Below are 20,669 nucleotides of genomic sequence, written 5' to 3'. Positions count from 1 at the left end.
CGTCGTGTGTCTTGGCGAACGACATCGGCGCTTTGCTGCTCTTCAGCGCGGGAGACGTATATGGCAGAAACATGGCAATTCCAGGTCCGCATCACCGCCGTGCCCGAGTTGGCCGATGCGCTGCGTGCGGGCAGCCCTTATGAGGGGCGCGATTTGCTCGAAGCGGTCTTGTGCGAGTACGACGCCTCTTTGAAGTGTCAGTTCGACGCATTCGCCGGTTACGTCGAAGAAGCGGAACGCGAGGGGCGCGAGCGCTATCCGCTATATCAATGGACGAAAGACACGATCGGCAATCCCGAGAAAAAGGCGAAGTCTCTGAAGTCTTTTACGGTCTATGTCCGCGATGAAGAGGTCTACGACAGCGAAACTGCCGACTCGTTGTACGCGCGGTTTTCCGCCCTTGCTGACAGGGTGGGAATCGAAAGCGTGAGCCGGTTCGATACGAACCCGGCCAACAATCCACAACCGCCCGCGCACAAGTGAAGCAGACACCAACTCTGCCGCGTCGCACCATTCCCACAAGCGCCCCCAAGGCTTCGTGAAATATGCCCCAAGCTGAAGACGGCTTTCGTTAGAATCTATTTTCGTCGCGGCAAAAAACATATTTGCATTGTTGCAGCAGTAGCGAATCGCAAATGCTGCTCACAGTGTTCATCCTTTATCGGAGGCGAGCGTGCCAGGTTTACTTCCCAATGTCGACCGCGAGGGTCTCCTCGAATATTCAGTGGTTTACACCGACCGCTCGATCAATCATATGTCGCAGCTCTTTCAAGGAGTCATGCGAGATATTTCCGCCTCCCTGAAAAAAGTCTACAACGCGAAGTCGGTCGTTGTTGTCCCTGGCAGCGGGACTTTCGGCATGGAGGCCGTTGCCCGCCAGTTCGCGACGAACAAGAAGTGCCTCGTCATCCGCAATGGCTGGTTCAGTTTCCGCTGGTCGCAGATTTTCGACATGGGCAGCATTCCGTCTGAATCGATCGTGCTGAAAGCGCGCCCGGTCGAGCAAGGAAGACAGGCCGCCTACGTGCCGCCCCCGATCGAAGACGTCGTCGCCGCGATCCAGGAAAACAAGCCCGATCTGGTCTTTGCGCCGCACGTCGAAACCGCATCCGGGATGATGCTGCCCGACGCGTATTTGCGCGCAGTGTCCGACGCTGTGCATGCCGCAGGCGGCATGTTCGTACTCGATTGCATCGCCTCCGGTACGGTCTGGGTCGACATGGAGGCCAGCGGCGTCGATATCCTGATTAGCGCGCCGCAAAAGGGGTGGAGTGCTTCACCCTGCTGCGCACTCGTCATGCTCAGCCCGCTCGCACGCGAACGCATCGACGCAACGACCAGCACCAGCTTCGCCTGCGATCTTCGCAAGTGGCTGCAGATCATGGAAGCCTACGAGAACGGCGGGTTTGCTTACCACGCCACGATGCCAACGGACAGTCTCGCGGTGCTGCGCGACGTCATCAAGGAAACCGAGGCTTACGGCTTCGACAAGGTGATGGCGGAGCAGATCGAACTCGGCAAGCGCATTCGCTCGCTGCTGGTTAGCAAGGGTTTCAGAAGCGTAGCGGCCGAAGGGTTTCAGGCGCCAGGCGTCGTGGTCAGCTACTCCGACGACGATGGCATACGATCCGGCAAGAAGTTCGCCGATGCCGGCTTGCAGATCGCGGCCGGCGTTCCCCTGCAATGCGACGAGCCTGAAGACTTCAAGACCTTCCGCATCGGGTTATTTGGGCTGGAAAAACTGCATGACGTGGAAGGTGCGGTCGGCAGGCTCGCCAAGGCGTTGGACCGCATTCTTTAGTGCGCTTTTCCTGCGGCGCATGACGCAATGCCTCGCGAAGTCATGAAGTGAAACGAGCGCCCTTGAGGCGCTCGTTTTCGTTCTTGCTGGGGTGCGGTGCGTCGTGACTGTTGACGAACGCAGCGGACTCAAGCGTCTGCCGGCGTGTCGACGTAGCGCAAGCCCTTTTCGGCCAGGCGCTCGCGCATGCCGTAATAGTCGAGACCGAGCGTGCCGCTCGCGAGCACCGCGCGCGTTTTTTCTTCCTTGGCGAGACGCGCCTGGGTCGCTTCCACGACCTTCGCAACCGTGGCGAACGGCACCACGACCACGCCGTCGTCATCGGCGACGATCACGTCTCCCGGATGCACGATCTGCTGCGCGCACACCACCGGCACGTTCACCGAGCCAAGCGTTTCCTTCACCGTACCTTGCGCCGAAACGGCCTTCGACCACACCGGAAAGTCCATCGCCTTCAATGCGCGCACGTCGCGACAACCCGCGTCGATGATGAGCCCGCGCACGCCGCGCGCCGCAAGCGAGGTCGCGAGCAATTCGCCGAAGTAGCCATCTTCGCAGGGCGATGTGGGCGCGGCCACGAGCACGTCGCCCTCGCGGCACTGCTCGACGGCCACGTGCAGCATCCAGTTGTCCGAGGGCGGCATGAGCACGGTCACGGCCGAGCCAGCAATCGCGGCGCCCGAATAAATCGGCCGCAAATACGTGGCGAGCAGGCCGAGGCGGCTTTGCGCCTCGTGCACGGTGGCCGTGCCGGCTTCCTTGAGGATTTCGATGTGGCGCGCGTCGGCGCGCGGAATCTGGGTGACGACTACACCGCGTTTCATGACAGATCTCCCACCACTGCGGGCGTCAGGCGCATATAGCCTTCCGCGTATTGAATGTCGCGCTTCGCCGTAATGCCGATGTTGCGCTTGGCCTGCACGCCGCGCTGCTGCGCGACACGCGTGTAGTACTCCCAAAGATGTTCCTGGCCCGCCATGCATTCAATGGCGCGGCGCTTCACGTCCCACACTTCGGTGATGTCGAGGAAGGTGTTCGGAATCCACTCGCACTGCTCGGTCTGGTGCGGTTCGAACGCGTAGACCGGCGGCGCGCCGACGATCTTCTGCCCCGGATTGTGTCCTTCGGCCTGCGCGATGATGCGCGCTTCCTGCGCCACGTGCATGGCGAGCGGGTGATCGAAGTTGTACGGATCCTTCTGCGAGTGGCTCAGCACGAAGGCCGGTTGCACGTCACGATAGACGTCGACGAGACGCAGGAGCGCTTCGTCCGAAACGCGCAGCGGATAGTCGCCCAGATCGAAGAACTCGCATTCCGCGCCCAGGATCTCGGCAGCGGCGAGCGCCTCTTCGCGGCGCGCGGACTTTACTTTCTCGATGGTCATGTCGGCGCCCTTGCGCCAGAGCTTCGCAGACTCGCCGCGCTCGCCAAACGAGAGGCACACCACTTTCACGCGATAGCCATTCTTCTTGTGCAGGGCTATCGCGCCACCCGCGCGCCATACGAAATCCGCGCTGTGTGCGCTCACTACGAGCATCGATTTTTCAGTCATTTCCGGTTCACCAGACGTCGATCGTCACGAAGCCCCATTGTAGGTTTGGGCACGCCTCGTGAACCACCGAAAGGACTGCCTAAAGGCATCGAATCTGCTTATCGGTGCCACATAGAAGCCGTCGCGCGAACGGCCCGGCCCATGTTTCGCCAATGCAGCGGTAAGCGCCACGTGGCGCATTGGTTGAGCGCGCAACGTTGTGTGAAGGCGCGCGCTTAAGTCTTTCGACCCCGAATTTTCGAGCCTTTCGTTGCGCCCACATCGAATGCCTGACGCTGAAATTGTTGTGTAAACGCTGAATACACCTATTGATAGCAATATTTAAATAACAAGCATTCTCATTTGCAATACAATCCGCATACTTTTCCGGTCCGCTCATGGGGCCAGCTCTGCGAGCCCTGTCTGACCGGCAAAGCATAACCATTCGCCCGGAGCCTGAGCACAGCACCAAGGCATCACGGGGCGCCAGCGCTACCTTGCTACGAACCCTTTTTATGTCCGCATCACGTTTGCACTCGCCTTTCAACTTGCCTTCGCGCCTCCCGACTTCCCGCACTGCGATCCTCGCCGCCATCGCCATCGCCTTCAGCCTGCCGGCCGCGGCGTTCGCGCAAGCTGCCGCGACGCCTACCGCAGCGAGCGGCGCCGCCGCAACCGGTGACGCAAACAACGCCACGCTGCCCGCCGTGAAAGTGCAAGCGACCCAGGAAGCGTTGCCGGGCGACCTGCAGCCGACCTTCGGCGGCGGCCAGGTGGCGCGCGGCGGCGACTTCGGCGTATTCGGCTCGCAGAAGAACATCGACATGCCGTTCAGCATGGCGACGTACACCGCGAAGCTGATCGAAGACCAGCAGGCGCGCACGATTGGCGACGTGCTTTCGAACGATCCTGCTGTGCGCACGGCCTATGGCTACGGCAACTTCCAGGAGGTCTACGTCATTCGCGGCTTCACACTCGACAGCGACGACGTCTCGCTCAACGGCCTCTACGGCATCACGCCGCGCCAGCTCGTCGAGACGGCCGCGCTCGAGCGCGTGGACGTCTTCAAGGGCGCGAGCGCGTTCGTGAACGGCGCCTCGCCCAACGGCAGCTCGATTGGCGGCAGCGTGAACCTGCAATTGAAGCGCGCCGACGACAAGCCGCTCACGCGCGTGACGCTCGAAGGCAGCGCCTCGGGCGAGTTCGGCACGCATATCGACGTGGGCCGCCGCTTCGGCGATAACGACCAGTTCGGCATTCGCGTGAACCAGTCGAACCGCGACGGCGAGACGAGCATCGACGGCGAAAACCGCCGCAACAACCAGACGGCCGTGGCGCTCGACTGGCGCGGCGAGAAGCTGCGCCTCGAAGGCGACTTCATGTATCAGCGGCAGCACGTCTCGAATGGCCGCCCGGTCGTCTACGTCGAGGGCGACGAGATTCCGGCGGTACCCTCGGCAAGCTACAACTACTCGCAGACGTGGGCATACAGCGACGCGGAAGACACGGTCGGCATCCTGCGCGCCGAGTACGACTTCCTGCCCGGCTGGACGGCCTATGTGACGGGCGGCGTGCGCCATACGAACGAGCACGGCGAATACTTCTCGCCCTACTACACCGACCCCACCAATACGACAGGCTCACGCCTCGGCGTCATACGCAAGGAAGGCGCGACCTCGGCGGAAGCGGGCGTGCGCGGCCACTTCGACACGGGTCCGGTGAGCCACTTCGTGACCGCGGGCGCTTCGATCGTACGCGTGGAGACGCAGTCGGGCTGGACCCTCTCCAATTCGTTCCCGACGAGCCTCTACAACACCGTACAGGTGCCGTATCCCGCGACGGCATACCAGGCCGGCATGGACGGCAACCCGCCGATCACGGCGCTGAACCTGCTGCGCAGCGTCTCCGCTTCGGACACGCTCGGCTTCTTCCATGACCGTGTCCTGTTCACGGTGGGCGTGCGTCACCAGGAGATTCTGTCGAACGGCTACTCGTCGTCCACGCTGCTGCAAACGTCAAACTACAACGACTCGATCACCACGCCGCTCTTCGGCCTCGTGGTCAAGCCGTGGGAAAACGTGGCGATCTACGCGAACCGCAGCGAGTCGCTCTCGGCCGGCGGCATTGCCCCGCAGGGCACGACGAACTACGGCGACCAGCTCGCGCCGGAACGCACGAAGCAATATGAAGTGGGCGCGAAGTACGACAACGGCAAGTACGGGGCGCAGCTCGCGCTGTTCCAGCTCGAAAAGCCGCAGACGTACACCAATAGCGCGGGCGCCTATGTGGCCAACGGCAACGAGCGCCATCGCGGCGTGGAAGCGTCGGTGTTCGGCGAGGTGTACAAGGGCGTGCGGTTGATTGCGGGCGCAACCTATATCAACGCCGTGCAACTCGACACCAACGGCGGTTCGACCGACGGCAAAACGCCGGTGGGCGTGCCGAGTTTCCTGCTCAATCTGGGCGCCGAATACGACGTGCCCTGGGTACTAGGCCTCACGCTTTCGGCGCGCTGGACGCATACGGGTCCGCAGTATTTCGATGCGGCCAACACCATGTCGATCAAGGCGTGGGACACGGTGGATCTGGGTGCGCGCTATTCGACGAACGTGTTTGGCCGTCCGACGACGTTCCGCGCCAATGTGTATAACCTCGCGAACAAGGCGTACTGGTCGTCGACCAATGGCGGCTACCTGACGATGGGTGCGCCGCGTACCGTGTTGTTCTCGATGACGACGGACTTCTGATCGGCAATCGACCGCGTGTAGTTGCACGGACAAAGGGCCTGGCAGTTCAACTGCCAAGCCCTTTTTGTTGTCGCAGTGTGTCTATGGGCGACTCGCGTTTGTTATCCGCCCACCACCGTAATCGCGAACCCATCCCAGCCTTTGCTTCCCACCGTCTGCACCGCCGTCGTCTCCAGCCGTTTGTCGTTGGCCAGCAAGTCGAAGTAGCGCCGCAAGCCAACCACATCGTCCTCGTGATGCGCAGCATCGGCCACGCGTCCTTCACGCACTACGTTATCGGCCACGATCACCGTGCCAGGACGCGAAAGCTTCAGCACGCGTTCGAGGTAGATCGGATTGTTGCTCTTGTCCGCGTCGATAAACACGAAGTCGAACGGCGCCTCGCCTTGCGCGATGAGCGCGTCGAGCGATTCGAGCGCGAGGCCCGTCATGACCGTGACCTTCGCATCGAGCCCTGCCCGCGCGATGTTCGCCCGCGCAACGGCGGCGTTTTCCGGGCTGAACTCGAGCGACACCATCACACCGCCGTCGGGCAGCGCGCGCCCGAGCCAGATCGCGCTATAGCCGCCCAGCGTGCCGATTTCGAGGATGCGCCGCGCGCCCTGAATGCGCGCGAGCAGATGCAGAAACTTGCCCTGATTCGGCGCGACGTTGATCGCGCGAAGACCCGCCTTGGCGCTTGCCGCGAGCGCGCCGTCGAGCGCGTCGTCGGGGCCGATCAGCCGATCGCAGAACCAGTTGTCCACTGCTTGCCACGTTTGTTCGTTCATCACGCTACTCTCCGTTTGGATCACGCGGCCAAGATTACCGCATTCGCTCGCACTCCATCACTTTGGCATCCTGATTAATTGAACGATTTTGAACGCTGACTCCTCGCGCGAGACGCAAGCGCCCGCGTTGCGCATTCGCAACGCCGCCTCCCTTTGTTGCGCGTTCAGGAATTGTCAAGCGCTCCAGCCTGCCGGCCCCACCCACGCGTGCAACTGTCAAATCGGCCGCCAGGCCGCGCCAGCCCTTCATCTGCGCGCTTCACGCAACGGGCATAAACACGTGCATTCATAGGGCACGATCCTCGGCTCTCCGCTACACTCCACCCACATCGACGCCGTTTCGAGATAACGACTGGCGGCAACACGCCGCCAATATCCTTGGTCGCTGTCTTTTCAGGATAAAGACAGCCACTGCGAAGAAGACAAAGGGCTGTTGCGATGCGACTATCCGTTCAAGTTGGGCTGGGCGCGCTCGTCGCCGGATTGCTGCTGGGGGCGAGCCTTTTCGCGGTGGACAAATCGGCCATCGCGGCGACACAGACCACCCGGGCGGCAGCGCCCGCAGCAAGCGACGTTCCCGCCGCCGCGCCGGCAGCGGCGTCTGCCACAGTGACCGGGCCCGTTGTCATCCAGACGGCACCTGGCGCCGTCATTCCCGAGCCTGCCGCGTCGGCGCCGCTCGGGCAGCCGCGCACGCGCACGTTCACGCTGCGCCAGATGGGTGCGTATGGGCCGATCCCGCTGCGCGGGCTCGATCCCACCGCCAGCATGAGCGTCGACGTGCGCACCGACGAAGTGGTGACCGGCGCGAAGCTCAAGCTCGTCTACACCTACTCGCCCTCGCTGATCTGGTCGCTTTCGCATCTCCGGGTGTTTGTGAACGGTGAAGTTGTCGCGACGATTCCGCTCGTGAAGGAAACGGCCGGGCAGCTCGTGACGAGCGAGATCGATCTCGATCCGCGCCTCTTCACCGACTACAACCGCATCAGCGTGCAGATGATCGCGCACTACACGCTCGATCACTGCGAGGACGCGTATCACTCGAGCCTCTGGGCCGACGTGAGCCCCGAGACGTCGCTCACGCTCAACACGGCGGCCATCGTCCTGCCGGATAGCCTCGGGCTCCTGCCCGTGCCGTTCTTCGACCGCCACGATAATCGTCTCGTGCGCGTGCCTTTCGTGCTCGCCGCCAACGCGGGTGTGCCCGTGCTGCGCGCGGCGGGCGTCGTCTCGTCGTGGCTTGGCGCGCTCGCGAGCTATCGCGGCTCGCGCTTCCCGGTCACGCGCACAGTGCCGCCCGACGCCAACGCCATCGCGCTCGTGCTGCCGGGCCAGGTGCCCGAGGGGCTGAGCGTGCCGGAAATCAAGGGCCCCACGATCTCGGTCATGGCGAACCCGGCCGCCGATCCGCAGTCGGGCCGCAAGCTCCTCGTGCTCGCGGGCCGCACGCCCGAGGAACTCGAGAGCGCCGCCTACGCGCTCGCGCTCGGGCAGGCCGGCATGGCGGGCAGCAGCGTGATGGTGAAGTCCGTCGATCTCGGCCCGGAGCGCAAGCCCTACGACGCGCCGAACTGGGTTCCCACCGACCGCCCCGTGCTGTTGCGCGAGCTGGTGACCGACCCGCAACAGCTCCAGGTGTCGGGCTACAACCCGCCCGCGATCCGCGTGAATATGCGCGTGCCCGCCGACCTCTACGCGTGGGCGCGGGGCAACGTGCCGCTCGACATCCGCTATCGCTACACGGCGCCTTCCGCGTGGAACGACTCGGTGCTCAACGTGAGCATCAACGATCAGCTCGTGCGCTCGCAGCGTTTGCGGCCCGTCACGCGCGCGTCCGACGAAGCGCGCATCAACGTGCCACTGCTCTCGGGCTCGGACACGCGTGCCGCGACCAATCTGGAGATTCCCGCGTTCCGCGTGGGCAGCGACAACCAGTTCCAGTTCCAGTTTCATATCGATTCGCAGAAAACGGGGCTGTGCACGTCCACCGCCACCGATGTCGCGCGCGCGGCCGTCGATCCCGACTCGATCGTCGACTTCAGCGGCTTCGCGCACTACACGGCGCTGCCCAATCTCGCCTACTTCGCGAACAGCGGCTATCCGTTCACGCGCATGGCCGACCTCTCCGACACGGCCCTCGTGATTCCGGACCAGCCGGACACGAAGGATCAGGAAGCCGTGCTCACGCTGCTCGGCCACATGGGCCAGTGGACCGGCCTGCCCTCGCTGCGCCTGACGATCGTGCCCGCAAGCCAGGTGGATACCGTGAGCGACCGCGACCTGCTCGTGATCGGCGTGGGCTCGGGCGCGCAGTTGCTCGAGAAGTGGGGCCGAGACCTGCCGCTTCTCATCGAGCGCGGCAGGACCGAAGTGACCACGCGCGATCAGCGCACCGGCTGGCCCGGCTGGCTTGGCGGCACCGAAGACGAGGACCCGACGCCGTCGGGACGCTCGATCGTCACGCTCGGTGGACCGATGGCGGCGCTGATCGGCTTCGAGTCGCCGCTGAAGTCGGGCAGGAGCGTCGTGGCGCTCGCCACCACCTCGTCGGCGCAGCTCGGCGACGTGCTCGACGCCCTCCAGGACAGCGGCAAGATCTCGCAGATCCACGGCGACCTCACGCTCGTGCGCTATGGCCAGGTCGAGGGTCTGCGCGTGGGCGATCGTTATTTCGTCGGCAATCTGCCGTGGTATGCGCGCGCCTGGGTGCATATTTCGCGCTACCCGTCGCTGATGGCGCTCGCGGGCATTCTGGCCGGTCTGATCGTTGCGCTCACCGTGTTCTGGGCGCTCGGCCGCATGGCCACCCGCCGCTCCGGGACCTGACCATGCGCCCGGTTTTGGCTACGCTCGCGCCCGCTCTGGCGCCCCGGCTTGCGCCCAGGCTCACGCGCTGGCTCGCGGCCGGCGCGCTCGCCTGCGCGCCGCTCGGGCCGCTCGGGCCACTTGCAGCGCTGACACTGCTGATGCCGGCTGCCGCAGCGCACGCGGCTGCGCCAGCCGCCAATGCCAACGCCGCAAAGTCCGCCAGCCCTGCCGCCTGCGCGTGGCCAGCATGGACCACCTTTCGCAGCACGCTGCTGAGCGCCGATGGCCGCGTGATCGACGCGAGCACGCCTCGCCAGGTGACCGTTTCCGAAGGGCAGTCCTACGCACTCTTCTTCGCGCTGGTCGCGAACGACCGGGCGAGCTTCGACAAGGTCCTCACGTGGACCGAAAACAATCTCGCGCAAGGCGACCTCGCCTCTCATCTGCCCGCATGGATCTGGGGGCGGCGCGATGTTGGCGAGGACGGCAAGCCCGTCGCCGCTTCGGGCGCTTCCGCTCCTGCGGCGGCCAGCGCCGCGCATGCGGGCGAGCCCCAGTGGGGCGTGATCGACAGCAACCCCGCCAGCGACGCCGACCTCTGGATTGCCTACACGCTGCTCGAAGCCGGGCGCCTCTGGAACGAGCGCCGCTACACAGCGCTCGGCACGGTGATGGCCCGCAACATCGTGCGCGAGGAAACCGCCGTGCTGCCGGGTCTTGGACGCACGATGCTGCCCGGGCCGGTGGGTTTCACGATCGGCAAGGACGGCTGGCGCCTGAACCCGAGCTACGTGCCTCTCCAGGTCATGCGGCGCTTCATGCTCGCGCTGCCGCAGGCGAGCGAATGGAAGGCGCTGCTGGCTTCCTCGGCGAGACTCGTCAACGAGACCGCGCCCAAGGGCTACTCGCCCGACTGGGTGGAATATCACGCGAAAGGCGGCTTCGCCCCCGACGCGCAAACGCACGCCGAAAGCGCGTACAACGCGATCCGCGTGTACCTGTGGGCCGGCATGCTCGCGGGCGACGACCCGCTGCGCGCGAGCACGCTCGCCACCTTCAAGCCGCTCGCGGACTTCGTCGGCGCACAGGGTTTTCCGCCCGAGCGCGTCGACACGACCACGGGCACACCGGGGCCGAACGAGGGCAACGGCGGATTTTCGGCCGCGGTTGCGCCGTATCTGGCGGCGCTCGGCCGCAATGATCTCGCCAACGCCCAGGCCGAGCGCAGCCGCACGCTCGCGCAGAAGTCGCCGCCTGGCTACTACAGCAGCGTGCTGATGCTGTTCGGCCTGGGCTACCTCGACGGACTCTATCATTTCGACGCGCAAGGCCGCGTTGCCCCAGCATGGACGAGCGCATGCCCCACGCCGCGCTGAACGCCCTCGCGTCTGCCCGCCGCGCCGCCCGTGTGCGCAGCGCGCGCCGTGAGGCGCGGCGCCTGGCTGCGTGCGCGATGCAGGGCGTCGCCAGTCCCGGCACGCCGCCGAACCGCTTGTTGGCGAACATCGCGCCGCTCGTCGCGCTGTTCGTCGCGGCGTCGCCGTATCCTGCCTCAGCGCAGACCGCGGCGCAGCCAGCGGCCAACGCCGCCACGCCAGCCGCCCAGGCCGCGCAACTGCTCTCGGCCGCGCGCATGTGGGAGGGCAAGAATCGTCCAGACGTCGCACTCGGGCTCGTGCAAAAAGCGCTGCTGTTCGACCCGCATCAGCCTGACGCACTGGCGTTGCTCGGCGAAATCGAGCTGCGCATGAACCGCCCCGCCGAGGCCGCCAAAATTCTCGCGCAGCTCAAGAAAATCGCCCCGAACGCGAGCGCGACGAAGGAACTGGACGACGCCTATCGCGTCGCGACGAGCGGCAAGATGGAGATGGCCCAGATCCGGCTGCTCTCGGCCGCCGGCAAGAGCGAGGAAGCCTCTGCACGCCTGCTCAAGCTCTTTCCGAACGGCGCGCCCGCAGGCGATCTCGCGCGCGATTACTACCGCATCCTGGCCGGCACGACAGCGGGCCGCGCGCAGGCGATCAGCGAATTGCGCACGCGCGTGAAGCAGAATCCGAACGATCCGCGCCTCGCGCTGATCCTCGGCGACCTGCTCACCGACCGCGCCGATACGCGCATGGAAGGCCTCAACCTGATCTACCACGTGTACCAGCGCCAGGACAGCAACCGCGCGCTCGCGCTCGAACTGTGGCGGCGCGCGCTCGGGAGCGCCGGGCACGACGATCCCGCGTATTACGTGTGGTATCTGCGCTATCTGCAGGAAGTGCCCGACGACACCGACGCGCAGCAGACCGTCGCCGATCTCGGCAAGAAGCTCGGCGCGAAGGGCCAGGCACAGGCGCTCGCCCAGGCGCAGAACCCGTCGGCGGTCATCACCGCACCCGCGCCCTCGCGTGCGGCCGCAACGAGCGGCGCTTCGACTCAAGCCCGCGCCCGTCCGGGCCCCGGCGCCGCCGACCGCGCGCGTGGCCTCGCGCAACTCGACCGCGGCGATCTCAAGGACGCCGAAACCTCGCTGCAAAGCGCGCAGCGCGCGAACCCCAACGACGGCGAAACCATCGGCGCGCTCGGCCTCGTGCGGCTGCGCGAAGGCCGCCACGACGAGGCGCGCGAACTGTTTGCGCGCGCCGTCAAGCTCGACCCGGACAACGCCGGCAAGTGGCGCAGCCTCGAAAAGACAGCCACCATCTGGGGCACCATTGCAAAGGCACGCGATGCCAATTCGCAGGGGAAACCGGAACAAGCCGAAGCGCTCGCGCGCGAGGCGCTCAAGCTCGATCCGGGCAATACGACCGCCAGCGACATTCTCGGCAGCGCGCTCATCGCGCAAAAGAAGTGGCCCGAAGCCGAAGCTGTGCTGCGCCCGCTCGTGAACGCCCCCAAGCCCGACATGGACGCACTGCGCGGCCTCGTGACGGTGCTGCGCGAAACGCATCGCGAAAACGAGATCGAACCGCTCATCGCGGCCACGACGCCACGCGTGAGCGGCTCGACGGCGGAGCTCAGGCGCCTGCACGCCGAGCTGCTCTCCATCCAGGCCGACCAGTTGCTGGCCGACAACCGCAAGAGCCCGGCCATCGCGAAACTCGAAGAGGCCGTGCGCCTCACGCCCGACGACGCCTGGACGCGCTTCACGCTCGCACGCCAGTATCGCGATCTGGGCCTGCCCGCACTAGGCCGCCAGGTCATGGAAGAGGGCCTGAAAGTCTCGCAGGCGCCCGACATGCGCTACGCCACGGCGCTTTATCTGAACTCAGTGGACGACATCGATGCGGCCGCCGCGCAACTCGACGCCGTGCCCGAGGCCGAGCGCAGCCAGGGCATGCGCGAGCTGATGGGCAACCTCGCCGCGCAGAAGAAGATCGCGCAGGCCCGCCAGCTCACCGCCCAGGGCAAGGAAGACGAAGCGCGCGCGCTGCTCGATTCCGCCGCCGCCGACGCCAACGCGGCCAACGACCCGCAGATGCTCGCCTCGATCGGGCGCGAGTGGATCGCGATCGGCGAGCCGGACCACGGCCTGAAGCTCGTGCAGGACTGGCTCGCGGCGCACCCCGACGACCCGGCGGCCAACGGCGCACGGGTGCGCTACGGCGAGCTGCTGGCGGCGGCCAACCGCGACGACGCGTGGGCGAACTGGATCGACGCCACGCGCGATCAGCCCGGCATCACCGAGGAGCAGCTGGCCAGTCTCGACGACCAGGAACTGCGCCTCGCGGTGCGCGAAACCGACCGGCAGATCGAAGCGGGCGACCTCACGGCCGCGCGCCACACGCTCGACGCCGTGCCCGACCGCCTCAAGTCGAACCGGCGCTGGCTGCTCGAAGAAGTGGATCTGCTCGAAGCGAAGGGTGACTACAAGGGCGCGATGGCCTCCGCGCAGAAGGTGCTCGCCACACAACCCGACGACGCCGATGCACGCCTCGCCGTTGCGCGTATGCTGGAGCGCATGGGCCGAGACCGGGAGGCCGCCGACATGGTGCGCGCAGTGCTCGCCGACACCGCGGAGAACGACATCGACACGCGCCTTGCCGTGGCGCGGCGCTTCACCGCGCTCGGGCTGAACGACGAGGCTTCCGCCGTGGTCGATCCGTTGCGCGAGCAGTATCCGGACAACCCGGACATCACGATCCAGGCGGGGCGCGTGGCGCAGGCACGCGGCAATTACAACGAGGCCGCGAGCCTCTATCGCACCTCGCGCACACAGGAACAGGCCGAAGGCACGCAGCCGGACGCCGACGGCACGACATCGGCCGGCCGCGCGCTGCAGAGCCTGGAAGACCGCAAGCAAGGGCAGGTCGCGACCGGCTGGTATCAGTCGAATCTCTCGGGCGACCCTGGCATTTCCGAACTGCACGCGACCGAAGTCCCGCTGTACGTGCGCATTCCGGACGGCTACACGGGCCACTATTTCTTCCACGCCGACACGGTCTACCTGAACGCCGGCACGCTGCCCGCCAACGATCTCGACACCGCGTTCAAGTACGGCAAGATCGCCGCGCTCGGCAACTCGGGGCTGTCGCCCGTGAACGAAACCGCCACCGGCGTCGCGCTCGCGGCGGGCTACGAGTTCAACGGCGCGAACAATAGCTGGCGCGCCGACATCGGCAGCACGCCGGTGGGCTTTCCGATCACGAGCGTGCTGGGCGGCATTCAGTACCGCCACGATTTCCAGAATAGTTCGTCGCTGTCGCTCGACGTCTCGCGGCGGCCTGTGACCGCCAGCCTCGTTTCCTATGCGGGAGGCATCGATCCGGTCACTGGCGAGAAGTGGGGCGGCGTGGTGCGCAACGGCTTCACCGTGCGCGGCGCGCAGGACTTCGGGCCCGGCACGATCTTCACGAGCATCGGTTTCGGCCTCCTGACCGGCACCAACGTGCAGACCAACCAGGAGTTCAAGGTACGCAGCGGCTACGACTGGTCCGTGTTCAAGCGGCCCGACCAGATCGTGTCGAGCGGCCTGATCCTCAACTACTGGAAGTACTCGAAGAACGAGCACAACTACACGTTCGGCAATGGCGGCTATTACAGTCCGCAGAGCTATTTTTCGATCGGCATTCCGCTCGACTGGACCGGCCGCTACAAGAAGCTTTCGTGGGAGATCGACGGATCGGTGGGCATGTCGTTCACCAACGAGAACCAGTCGCCGTTCTACCCCACGCGGCCCGGCTTGCAGGCTCAGGCGCTCGCGTTCATGAACGCCAACGATCTCGGCTCGCCCTTTTTCGGCGGCGGCTCGGGCGGCGGCTTCAGCTATACGATCGAGGCGGCGCTTGAATACCGCGTGACGGAGCACTTCGTGGTGGGCGGGCGCTTCTCGCTCGACCGCTCGCGCGACTACGCGCCGAACGTGGGCGTGCTTTACATGCGCTACTTCTTCTCACCGCAGAAGGGGCCGGTGCCGTTCCCGCCGCGGCCGGTCGTCCCCTATTCGGCCTACTGACGTGGCCACAGAGCGAGCGCGCATGACGACGATGAAACCCGCGACGATGAAATCCGTGACACGAGCGACACGATGAACGATCCCGCCACGCTTCCCGCAGGGCCCGCCGGCGCCAGCCGCGATACGCGCCGCTCGCTGTTCTCGCGTCTCGCGCGCCGCGAGCCGCTCGCGATCGACGGCCTGCCGCCTTCGCTCGCCTCGCTCGGCGCGGGCCAGGTGCACGTGGTCTACGCGAGCGCCTCGCCCGCGCGCGACGCGCTCTTCTGGCAAACCGCTGCAGCCGCGCTCTCGGGTCCCGCCACCGTGCTCTCCACGCGCGACGGCGCGAGCCTCGCGGCCACGTTGCGCGACCATGGCGTCGATCTCGACAAGAACGGGTCGACAAACGCGTGGGCAAACGTATGTGCGCTGCGGCCAATTCCGGAGCGCGACGGCGCGCAGGTGCTGATCGAAGCGCTCAACGCGCTCGCCGCGCAGTGCGCCGCGCCCGAAAGCCAGTTCTTCATCGAAGGCGCGGAGGCGTTCTTCAACTGGCAGGACCACGCCGCGCTCGCGAATCAGGGCGCGCAACTCGCAGGCTGGTGCGCGCAACATCGCTACGGCGTCCTGATGGTGGCAGCGCCCCCCGGCCTTGACGACAATCAGGAGCATCCCGAGCTGGCCGCCTTCCAGGCGCGTTTCGCGGGCGCCGCGCAACTGCACCAGGTGCAGGGTCAGTATCACTGGGAAGTGGCGTTCTGGCGCGCCGGCGACGCCGTGCACGGCAGCCAGAGCGTGCCGCTGCGCTTTTCCGCCGCCGATCACCGCCTTACCGTTTCCGGCGGCACCTTCGAAACCGAGATCGGCGAAGCCGGGCTGCTCGCGCCCGACGAAGGCCGCGTGATCGTTTCGCGCGACGCCATGTTGAACGAACGCGTACTGCCGCAGGCCTGGCAGATCGTCGACAACAACGAGGCCGCCGTAGCCGCGGCGCGCACCTCGGTCGCGGCCACGGTGATTCTCGATTTCAGCGTCAACCGCGACCTCGAAACGCTCGCGGAGCAGGTGCACACGCTGCGCCTGCAGTGCGGCGAAGCGCTCAAGATCATCGTGCGCGAGGACGCCGTGGCCATGCGCTACGAGTCGCTCATGCTCAACCTCGGCGCGAACCGCGTGATCGCGCGGCAAACGCCGCTCGCGCAGGTCGAGGCCATCGTCGACAGTCTGCAGGGCCAGGTGTATTCGCGGCCCATGCCCGCCGATTACCGTACGGCGCTCGCCGCCGTGGTGCATGGCGAGGAGAGCGGCTACGTGGGCGCGGCGCACTTCGTCGAGCTGGTGCGCGCGGCGGTGGAGCGCAGCCGCGTGATCCAGTTGCCGAGCGTGCTGATCCGCCTCGCACTGATGCCGGAAGTCGCGCACGTGGATGCGCTCAAGGCGTGCCAGCTGCGCCGGGCGGGCGACATCGTGACGGCGAGCGGCGACAGCCTCTACGTGTTCTTCTTCGCATGCCGCATGAGCGACGCCGACGCCGTATGCCGACGCGTATTCCAGCGGCCGCTCGCCGAGCTGTTTCAGGGCGAAGAGCGCTACGGCGACGGCCGCGCAATCACCGAGGCGCTGGAGACGCTCGCCGACGAGATCGACACCGCGCCACCGCCCGACTATTCGGGCTGGCTCGCGATCAACGAGGGGCAGCCCGCCGCGCCCGCAGCCGTCCCGGCGCAATCCAACGGCCAGACCGTGCCGCCAGCGGCGGCTTCCACGATCGCGCCTGGCGCAGCGACGGCGACCGCAACCGCAACCGCGGCGCAGGGCAACATCGCTCCCATAAATGGTGACCTGTTGTCCGCGCTCGACCCCGCCGCGCGCGGCGACAACGCGAAACCGCGAGCCGCGCCGCAGCGCGCGCCGCTGCCCCTCAAAGCATAGGAGAGCGACATGGACGTCTTTCTCGGTTACTTCGTCTGGGGTTTGATCCTCGCCGTGCCGCTCTACTTCATCGCCTGGCGTCTGCGTCTTGGGCGCTTCGTGCCCATGTGGCTGCGCCCCACGCGCTCGCGCCCGCTCCAGTTGCCGCCGCAGGTCGACGCCCTGCTGATTCGCGGCCAGCGCCGCTTCAGCCAGACGGGGCCGCGCCGATGAAAACCATCGCCATTGTCTCGAGCGTCGGCGGTGCGGGCCGCACCACGCTCACTGCGGCGCTCGCCGGTCTGCTGGCGGCGCGCGAGCACGTCGCGCTCGCCGCCGAATGCGACCCGCGCAACGTGCTGGCGTTGCATTTCGGGCTGCGCGAGCGCGCGCGCGAAGGCCTCGTCACGCATCTGGCGGGCGGCCCCGGCGCCGACGACGCCTGGTCGCGCGCCGCGCTGCAAAGCGATGATGGCGTGCTCGTGCTGCCATGGGGCAGCCTCGCGAACGCCGACGAATCCCTCGACGACGACGCCAGCGCCCTGCTCGACGCACGCCCCGGCTGGCTGCGCGAACTGCTCGGCCGCGTGGACTTGCCAGCGCACGCGATTGCGCTCGTCGACGCGGGCACCTGGCCCTCGGCGCACGCGCGCCAGGCGATCGATGCAGCCGACCTCGTGCTCGGCGTCCTCACGCCCTGCGCCACCGCGTGCGCAACGCTGCCGCGCCTGATCGCCGCGCTCGTGCGCGCCGGCAAGCGCAGCGTGTTCATCGCCAATGCGGTCGTGCCCGCGCGCCAGCTGCACACGGACGTCGTTTCGCTGCTGCGCGCGCGCCTTGGCGCCGCCATGCTCCCGTATCTCGTGCACGCGGACACCGGCGTGCCCGCAGCACTCGCCGCCGGCGAAAACTTCTGTCTGAGCGCGCCCAGTTCGCAAGCCGCGCACGACCTGAACGGCATTGCCTCGTGGCTGTCGCACTGGAGCGCGGGCGCAAGCCTCGACGCACCCGACGAACTGCTCGCGCAACATGCCGCGCGCGGGAGCACGCCATGATTCGCGAGCGGATAGTCGCGGCGTGGATCGCGTTTTGGGCGTCACTGCGTCGCCTGGGTGCGACCGCGCTCAATCTCGCGCCCGACGCGCCAGGTGGCCAGTGGCTGCTGCGCGCCTTCTTCCGGCCGCCGCGCGAAGGCCAGCGCGACGTGCCCGCGCTCGCCTTCGCGCGGCTCGGCAAGGACATCCGTCAGCGGCTGAATATGGGCCGCGACGACACCGCCGGCGCCTGGCTGCTGCGCCTTTTCCTGCGCCCGCGCCGCGCGCGGCAGCGACTGGCCGCCGACCTGCGCAAGCTTCACAAGGCGCCGCAAGGACACCATCGCTTCGCACTGCGCGCGCGGCTCGACAGGCGGCTCGAACCCATCTATCGTCGCGCCGCGCGCGCGAGCGCGGCTGTCGGCGCACGACTGCCCGACGTGCCGTGGGAAGGCATCGAGCAGCGCCTCGAGAAGCTTTCGGCAGCGCTCGACAGCGTGCCCTTGCTGCGCCAGTGCCTCTTGTGGCTCGCGTTCATCGCGGCCGTCGCCGTGTGCACGACGCCGCTGCCGTTCGCGGGCCAGGTGCTGCTGTTCCTGCTCGTGTACGCGGTGGTGATGATCGCGCGCCGCCTGCCGGGCCGCCTCGCCACCATGCTCATGGTGATGCTCTCGATCCTCATGACGGGCCGCTACGTCTGGTGGCGCAGCACACAAACGCTGCATCTTTCGAGCCCCGCCGAGGCGATCGTCGGCTACATCCTCTACGCAGCCGAGCTTTACACGTGGATCGTGCTGATCTTCGGCTACGTGCAGACTGCCTGGCCGCTGCGCCGCAAACCGCAGCCGCTGCCGGACGACCCCGCCGACTGGCCGACCGTCGATATCTATATTCCGACCTACAACGAGTCACTTTCGGTGGTGCGGCCAACCGTGTTCGCGGCCAGTTCGATCGACTGGCCGCGCGACAAGCTGCGCGTCTACATTCTCGACGACGGCGACCGCGACGAATTTCGCGATTTCGCGCGCGAGGCGGGCGTGGGCTACCTGCGCCGCGACGAGCACACGCACGCGAAGGCGGGCAACATCAATCACGCCATGCCGCTCACCCAGGGCGACTACATCGCGATCTTCGACTGCGACCACATTCCCACGCGCTCCTTCCTGCAGACCACCGTGGGCGTGTTTCTCGCCGATCCGAAATGCGCGATGGTGCAAACGCCGCACCACTTCTTCTCGCCCGATCCGTTCGAGCGCAATTTCGACACGTTCCACCGCGTGCCCAACGAAGGCAGCCTCTTCTACGGCCTGATCCAGGACGGCAACGACTTCTGGGACGCCACGTTCTTCTGCGGCTCGTGCGCGGTCATCAAGCGCTCGGCGCTCGAGCACATCGGCGGGATCGCGACCGAGACCGTGACCGAAGACGCCCACACCTCGCTGCGGCTGCATCGCCACGGCTATACCTCGGCCTACCTGCGCACCGTGCAGGCGGCGGGCCTCGCCACCGATAGCCTCGCCGACCACATCGGCCAGCGCATTCGCTGGGCGCGCGGCATGACGCAGATCTTCCGCATCGACAATCCGTGGATCGGCAAGGGCCTCTCGTTCTTCCAGCGCATGTGCTACAGCAACGCCATGCTGCACTTCTTCTACGGCTTCCCGCGCCTCATCTTCCTCGTGATGCCGGGCGCGTACCTGTATTTCGGACTGCACGTCATCAACACGCCAGCGCCCGTGATCCTCGCCTACGTGGTGCCGTATCTGGTGATCGCCGCGATCGCCAACTCGCGCATCCAGGGGCGCTACCGGCACTCGTTCTGGGCCGAGGCCTACGAGTCGGTGCTCGCGTGGTACATCGTGCTGCCCACTACCATGGCCTTCATCAACCCGAAGCTCGGCAAGTTCAACGTGACCTCGAAGGGCGGCCATATCGAGCACGAATATCTCGACTGGACGATCTCCAAGCCCTATCTCGTGCTGCTTGCGATCAACGTGTGCTCCGTGCTCGCGGGCATTGGCCGCCTCACGATCTGGCAAACCGAAGAGCCCGCCACGGTGGTCATGAACCTCTTCTGGGCCGGCGTGAATCTCACGATTCTCGGGCTTGCGCTCGGCGTGGCCAAAGAAGCGAAGCAGGTGCGCGTGGCGCACCGCATTCCGCTGCGCGTGCCCGCCATGCTCACGCTGCCCGACGGGCGCACGCTCGCCTGCAAGACCGAGAACTATTCGATGGGCGGCCTCGGCCTCGTGCTGCCCGCCGACGCCGTGGCGAAGCTCGAGCCCGGCGAGCGCATCAACGTGACGCTCGCGCGTGGCGTGCTGGAGCACGACTTCCCTGCCGTGGTCGCGCGACTCGTCGACCGCCGCCTCGGCGTGCGCTTTACCGACATGACAGTGGAGACGGAGCGCAAGCTCGTGGAATGCACGTTCGGCCGCGCCGACGCCTGGCTCGAGTGGGAAGACGTGCCGCCCTCCGATGCGCCGCTGCACGGCCTCATGCAGTTGATCGAGCTGAGCTGGCAAGGCTACATGCGGCTCATCGACGCGTTCTTCGACGCGCTGGAAAACCTCTTCACGCGACGCCGGGCCGGCCAGGCCCGCCAGCCCTGATAACCGCAACCGCCACATCAAGCCGCTACACCCTGG

The 20,669-nt window shown here is 66.5% G+C and carries 13 protein-coding genes; 10 read left to right on the top strand and 3 right to left on the bottom strand.

What is annotated here, in order from left to right:
• Nucleotides 1-60: 60 nt before the first annotated feature.
• Together L0U83_RS31830 and L0U83_RS31825 are read left to right on the top strand one after the other, a co-directional pair.
• Nucleotides 61-483 carry a hypothetical protein gene (locus L0U83_RS31830; protein ID WP_233888161.1) on the top strand — a complete coding sequence of 141 codons (423 nt, stop codon included), beginning with the start codon at nt 61-63 and terminating at the stop codon, nt 481-483.
• Nucleotides 484-673: 190 nt separating this feature from the next.
• Nucleotides 674-1,801, top strand: a complete 1,128-nt coding sequence (locus L0U83_RS31825) for an aminotransferase class V-fold PLP-dependent enzyme (protein WP_233888160.1) — start codon at nt 674-676, stop codon at nt 1,799-1,801.
• Between the two features lie 128 nt (nt 1,802-1,929).
• Here the strand turns inward: L0U83_RS31825 and L0U83_RS31820 are convergent, their stop codons facing one another.
• Both L0U83_RS31820 and L0U83_RS31815 read right to left on the bottom strand, forming a co-directional pair.
• Nucleotides 1,930-2,625: a 4-carboxy-4-hydroxy-2-oxoadipate aldolase/oxaloacetate decarboxylase gene (locus L0U83_RS31820; RefSeq protein WP_233888159.1), complete on the bottom strand. Its 696-nt coding sequence runs from the start codon at nt 2,623-2,625 to the stop codon at nt 1,930-1,932.
• Complete coding sequence (locus L0U83_RS31815) at nt 2,622-3,353, bottom strand: PIG-L deacetylase family protein (protein WP_233888158.1); 732 nt, start codon at nt 3,351-3,353, stop codon at nt 2,622-2,624. The genes L0U83_RS31820 and L0U83_RS31815 overlap by 4 nt, the downstream gene beginning before the upstream one ends.
• Nucleotides 3,354-3,847: 494 nt before the next feature.
• Here L0U83_RS31815 and L0U83_RS31810 point away from each other — a divergent pair, with 494 nt between their 5' ends.
• The gene (locus L0U83_RS31810) at nt 3,848-6,079 is read left to right on the top strand and encodes a TonB-dependent receptor (protein WP_233888157.1); all 2,232 of its coding nucleotides are present in this window, start codon (nt 3,848-3,850) and stop codon (nt 6,077-6,079) included.
• 101 nt (nt 6,080-6,180) lie between these two features.
• Here the strand turns inward: L0U83_RS31810 and L0U83_RS31805 are convergent, their stop codons facing one another.
• Nucleotides 6,181-6,849, bottom strand: coding sequence for an O-methyltransferase (locus tag L0U83_RS31805; RefSeq protein ID WP_233889092.1), 669 nt, complete (start codon nt 6,847-6,849; stop codon nt 6,181-6,183).
• Between the two features lie 438 nt (nt 6,850-7,287).
• Here L0U83_RS31805 and bcsB point away from each other — a divergent pair, with 438 nt between their 5' ends.
• The 7 genes from bcsB to bcsA all read left to right on the top strand — a co-directional run bounded on the left by bcsB (nt 7,288) and on the right by bcsA (nt 20,633).
• Nucleotides 7,288-9,675 (top strand): cellulose biosynthesis cyclic di-GMP-binding regulatory protein BcsB, encoded by a 2,388-nt coding sequence (gene bcsB / locus L0U83_RS31800; RefSeq protein ID WP_233888156.1) that lies wholly within the window; start codon nt 7,288-7,290, stop codon nt 9,673-9,675.
• A 140-nt stretch (nt 9,676-9,815) separates the two neighbouring features.
• Nucleotides 9,816-11,033 carry a cellulose synthase complex periplasmic endoglucanase BcsZ gene (gene bcsZ / locus L0U83_RS31795; RefSeq protein ID WP_233889089.1) on the top strand — a complete coding sequence of 406 codons (1,218 nt, stop codon included), beginning with the start codon at nt 9,816-9,818 and terminating at the stop codon, nt 11,031-11,033.
• On the top strand, nt 11,015-15,097 hold the full coding sequence (locus tag L0U83_RS31790) for a cellulose synthase subunit BcsC-related outer membrane protein (RefSeq protein WP_233888155.1): 4,083 nt from the start codon (nt 11,015-11,017) through the stop codon (nt 15,095-15,097). The genes bcsZ and L0U83_RS31790 overlap by 19 nt, the downstream gene beginning before the upstream one ends.
• Nucleotides 15,098-15,169: 72 nt before the next feature.
• Nucleotides 15,170-17,008 carry a cellulose biosynthesis protein BcsE gene (bcsE, locus tag L0U83_RS31785; protein WP_233888154.1) on the top strand — a complete coding sequence of 613 codons (1,839 nt, stop codon included), beginning with the start codon at nt 15,170-15,172 and terminating at the stop codon, nt 17,006-17,008.
• A gap of 9 nt (nt 17,009-17,017) precedes the next feature.
• On the top strand, nt 17,018-17,221 hold the full coding sequence (locus tag L0U83_RS31780; protein ID WP_233888153.1) for a hypothetical protein: 204 nt from the start codon (nt 17,018-17,020) through the stop codon (nt 17,219-17,221).
• Nucleotides 17,218-18,042: a cellulose biosynthesis protein BcsQ gene (gene bcsQ, locus L0U83_RS31775; protein WP_233888152.1), complete on the top strand. Its 825-nt coding sequence runs from the start codon at nt 17,218-17,220 to the stop codon at nt 18,040-18,042. Before L0U83_RS31780 ends, bcsQ begins: the two co-directional genes overlap by 4 nt.
• Nucleotides 18,039-20,633 carry a UDP-forming cellulose synthase catalytic subunit gene (gene bcsA / locus L0U83_RS31770; RefSeq protein ID WP_233888151.1) on the top strand — a complete coding sequence of 865 codons (2,595 nt, stop codon included), beginning with the start codon at nt 18,039-18,041 and terminating at the stop codon, nt 20,631-20,633. Before bcsQ ends, bcsA begins: the two co-directional genes overlap by 4 nt.
• The last annotated feature ends 36 nt before the right edge of the window (nt 20,634-20,669 follow it).

The organism is Paraburkholderia flagellata (assembly GCF_021390645.1).
GTDB lineage: Bacteria > Pseudomonadota > Gammaproteobacteria > Burkholderiales > Burkholderiaceae > Paraburkholderia > Paraburkholderia flagellata.
Note: the sequence above shows the minus strand (reverse complement) of the source record. Positions and strands in the feature narration are given on the sequence as shown.

Excerpts from the sequence above, each read along its gene's own strand:
- L0U83_RS31780 (WP_233888153.1), top strand. The coding sequence starts at position 17,018 with ATGGACGTCTTTCTCGGTTACTTCGTCTGGGGTTTGATCCTCGCCGTG.
- bcsA (WP_233888151.1), top strand. The coding sequence starts at position 18,039 with ATGATTCGCGAGCGGATAGTCGCGGCGTGGATCGCGTTTTGGGCGTCA.
- L0U83_RS31830 (WP_233888161.1), top strand. The coding sequence starts at position 61 with ATGGCAGAAACATGGCAATTCCAGGTCCGCATCACCGCCGTGCCCGAG.
- bcsQ (WP_233888152.1), top strand. The coding sequence starts at position 17,218 with ATGAAAACCATCGCCATTGTCTCGAGCGTCGGCGGTGCGGGCCGCACC.
- L0U83_RS31790 (WP_233888155.1), top strand. The coding sequence starts at position 11,015 with ATGCCCCACGCCGCGCTGAACGCCCTCGCGTCTGCCCGCCGCGCCGCC.
- bcsE (WP_233888154.1), top strand. The coding sequence starts at position 15,170 with ATGAACGATCCCGCCACGCTTCCCGCAGGGCCCGCCGGCGCCAGCCGC.
- L0U83_RS31810 (WP_233888157.1), top strand. The coding sequence starts at position 3,848 with ATGTCCGCATCACGTTTGCACTCGCCTTTCAACTTGCCTTCGCGCCTC.
- L0U83_RS31805 (WP_233889092.1), bottom strand. The coding sequence starts at position 6,849 with ATGAACGAACAAACGTGGCAAGCAGTGGACAACTGGTTCTGCGATCGG.
- L0U83_RS31820 (WP_233888159.1), bottom strand. The coding sequence starts at position 2,625 with ATGAAACGCGGTGTAGTCGTCACCCAGATTCCGCGCGCCGACGCGCGC.
- bcsZ (WP_233889089.1), top strand. The coding sequence starts at position 9,816 with ATGCCGGCTGCCGCAGCGCACGCGGCTGCGCCAGCCGCCAATGCCAAC.
- L0U83_RS31815 (WP_233888158.1), bottom strand. The coding sequence starts at position 3,353 with ATGACTGAAAAATCGATGCTCGTAGTGAGCGCACACAGCGCGGATTTC.
- bcsB (WP_233888156.1), top strand. The coding sequence starts at position 7,288 with ATGCGACTATCCGTTCAAGTTGGGCTGGGCGCGCTCGTCGCCGGATTG.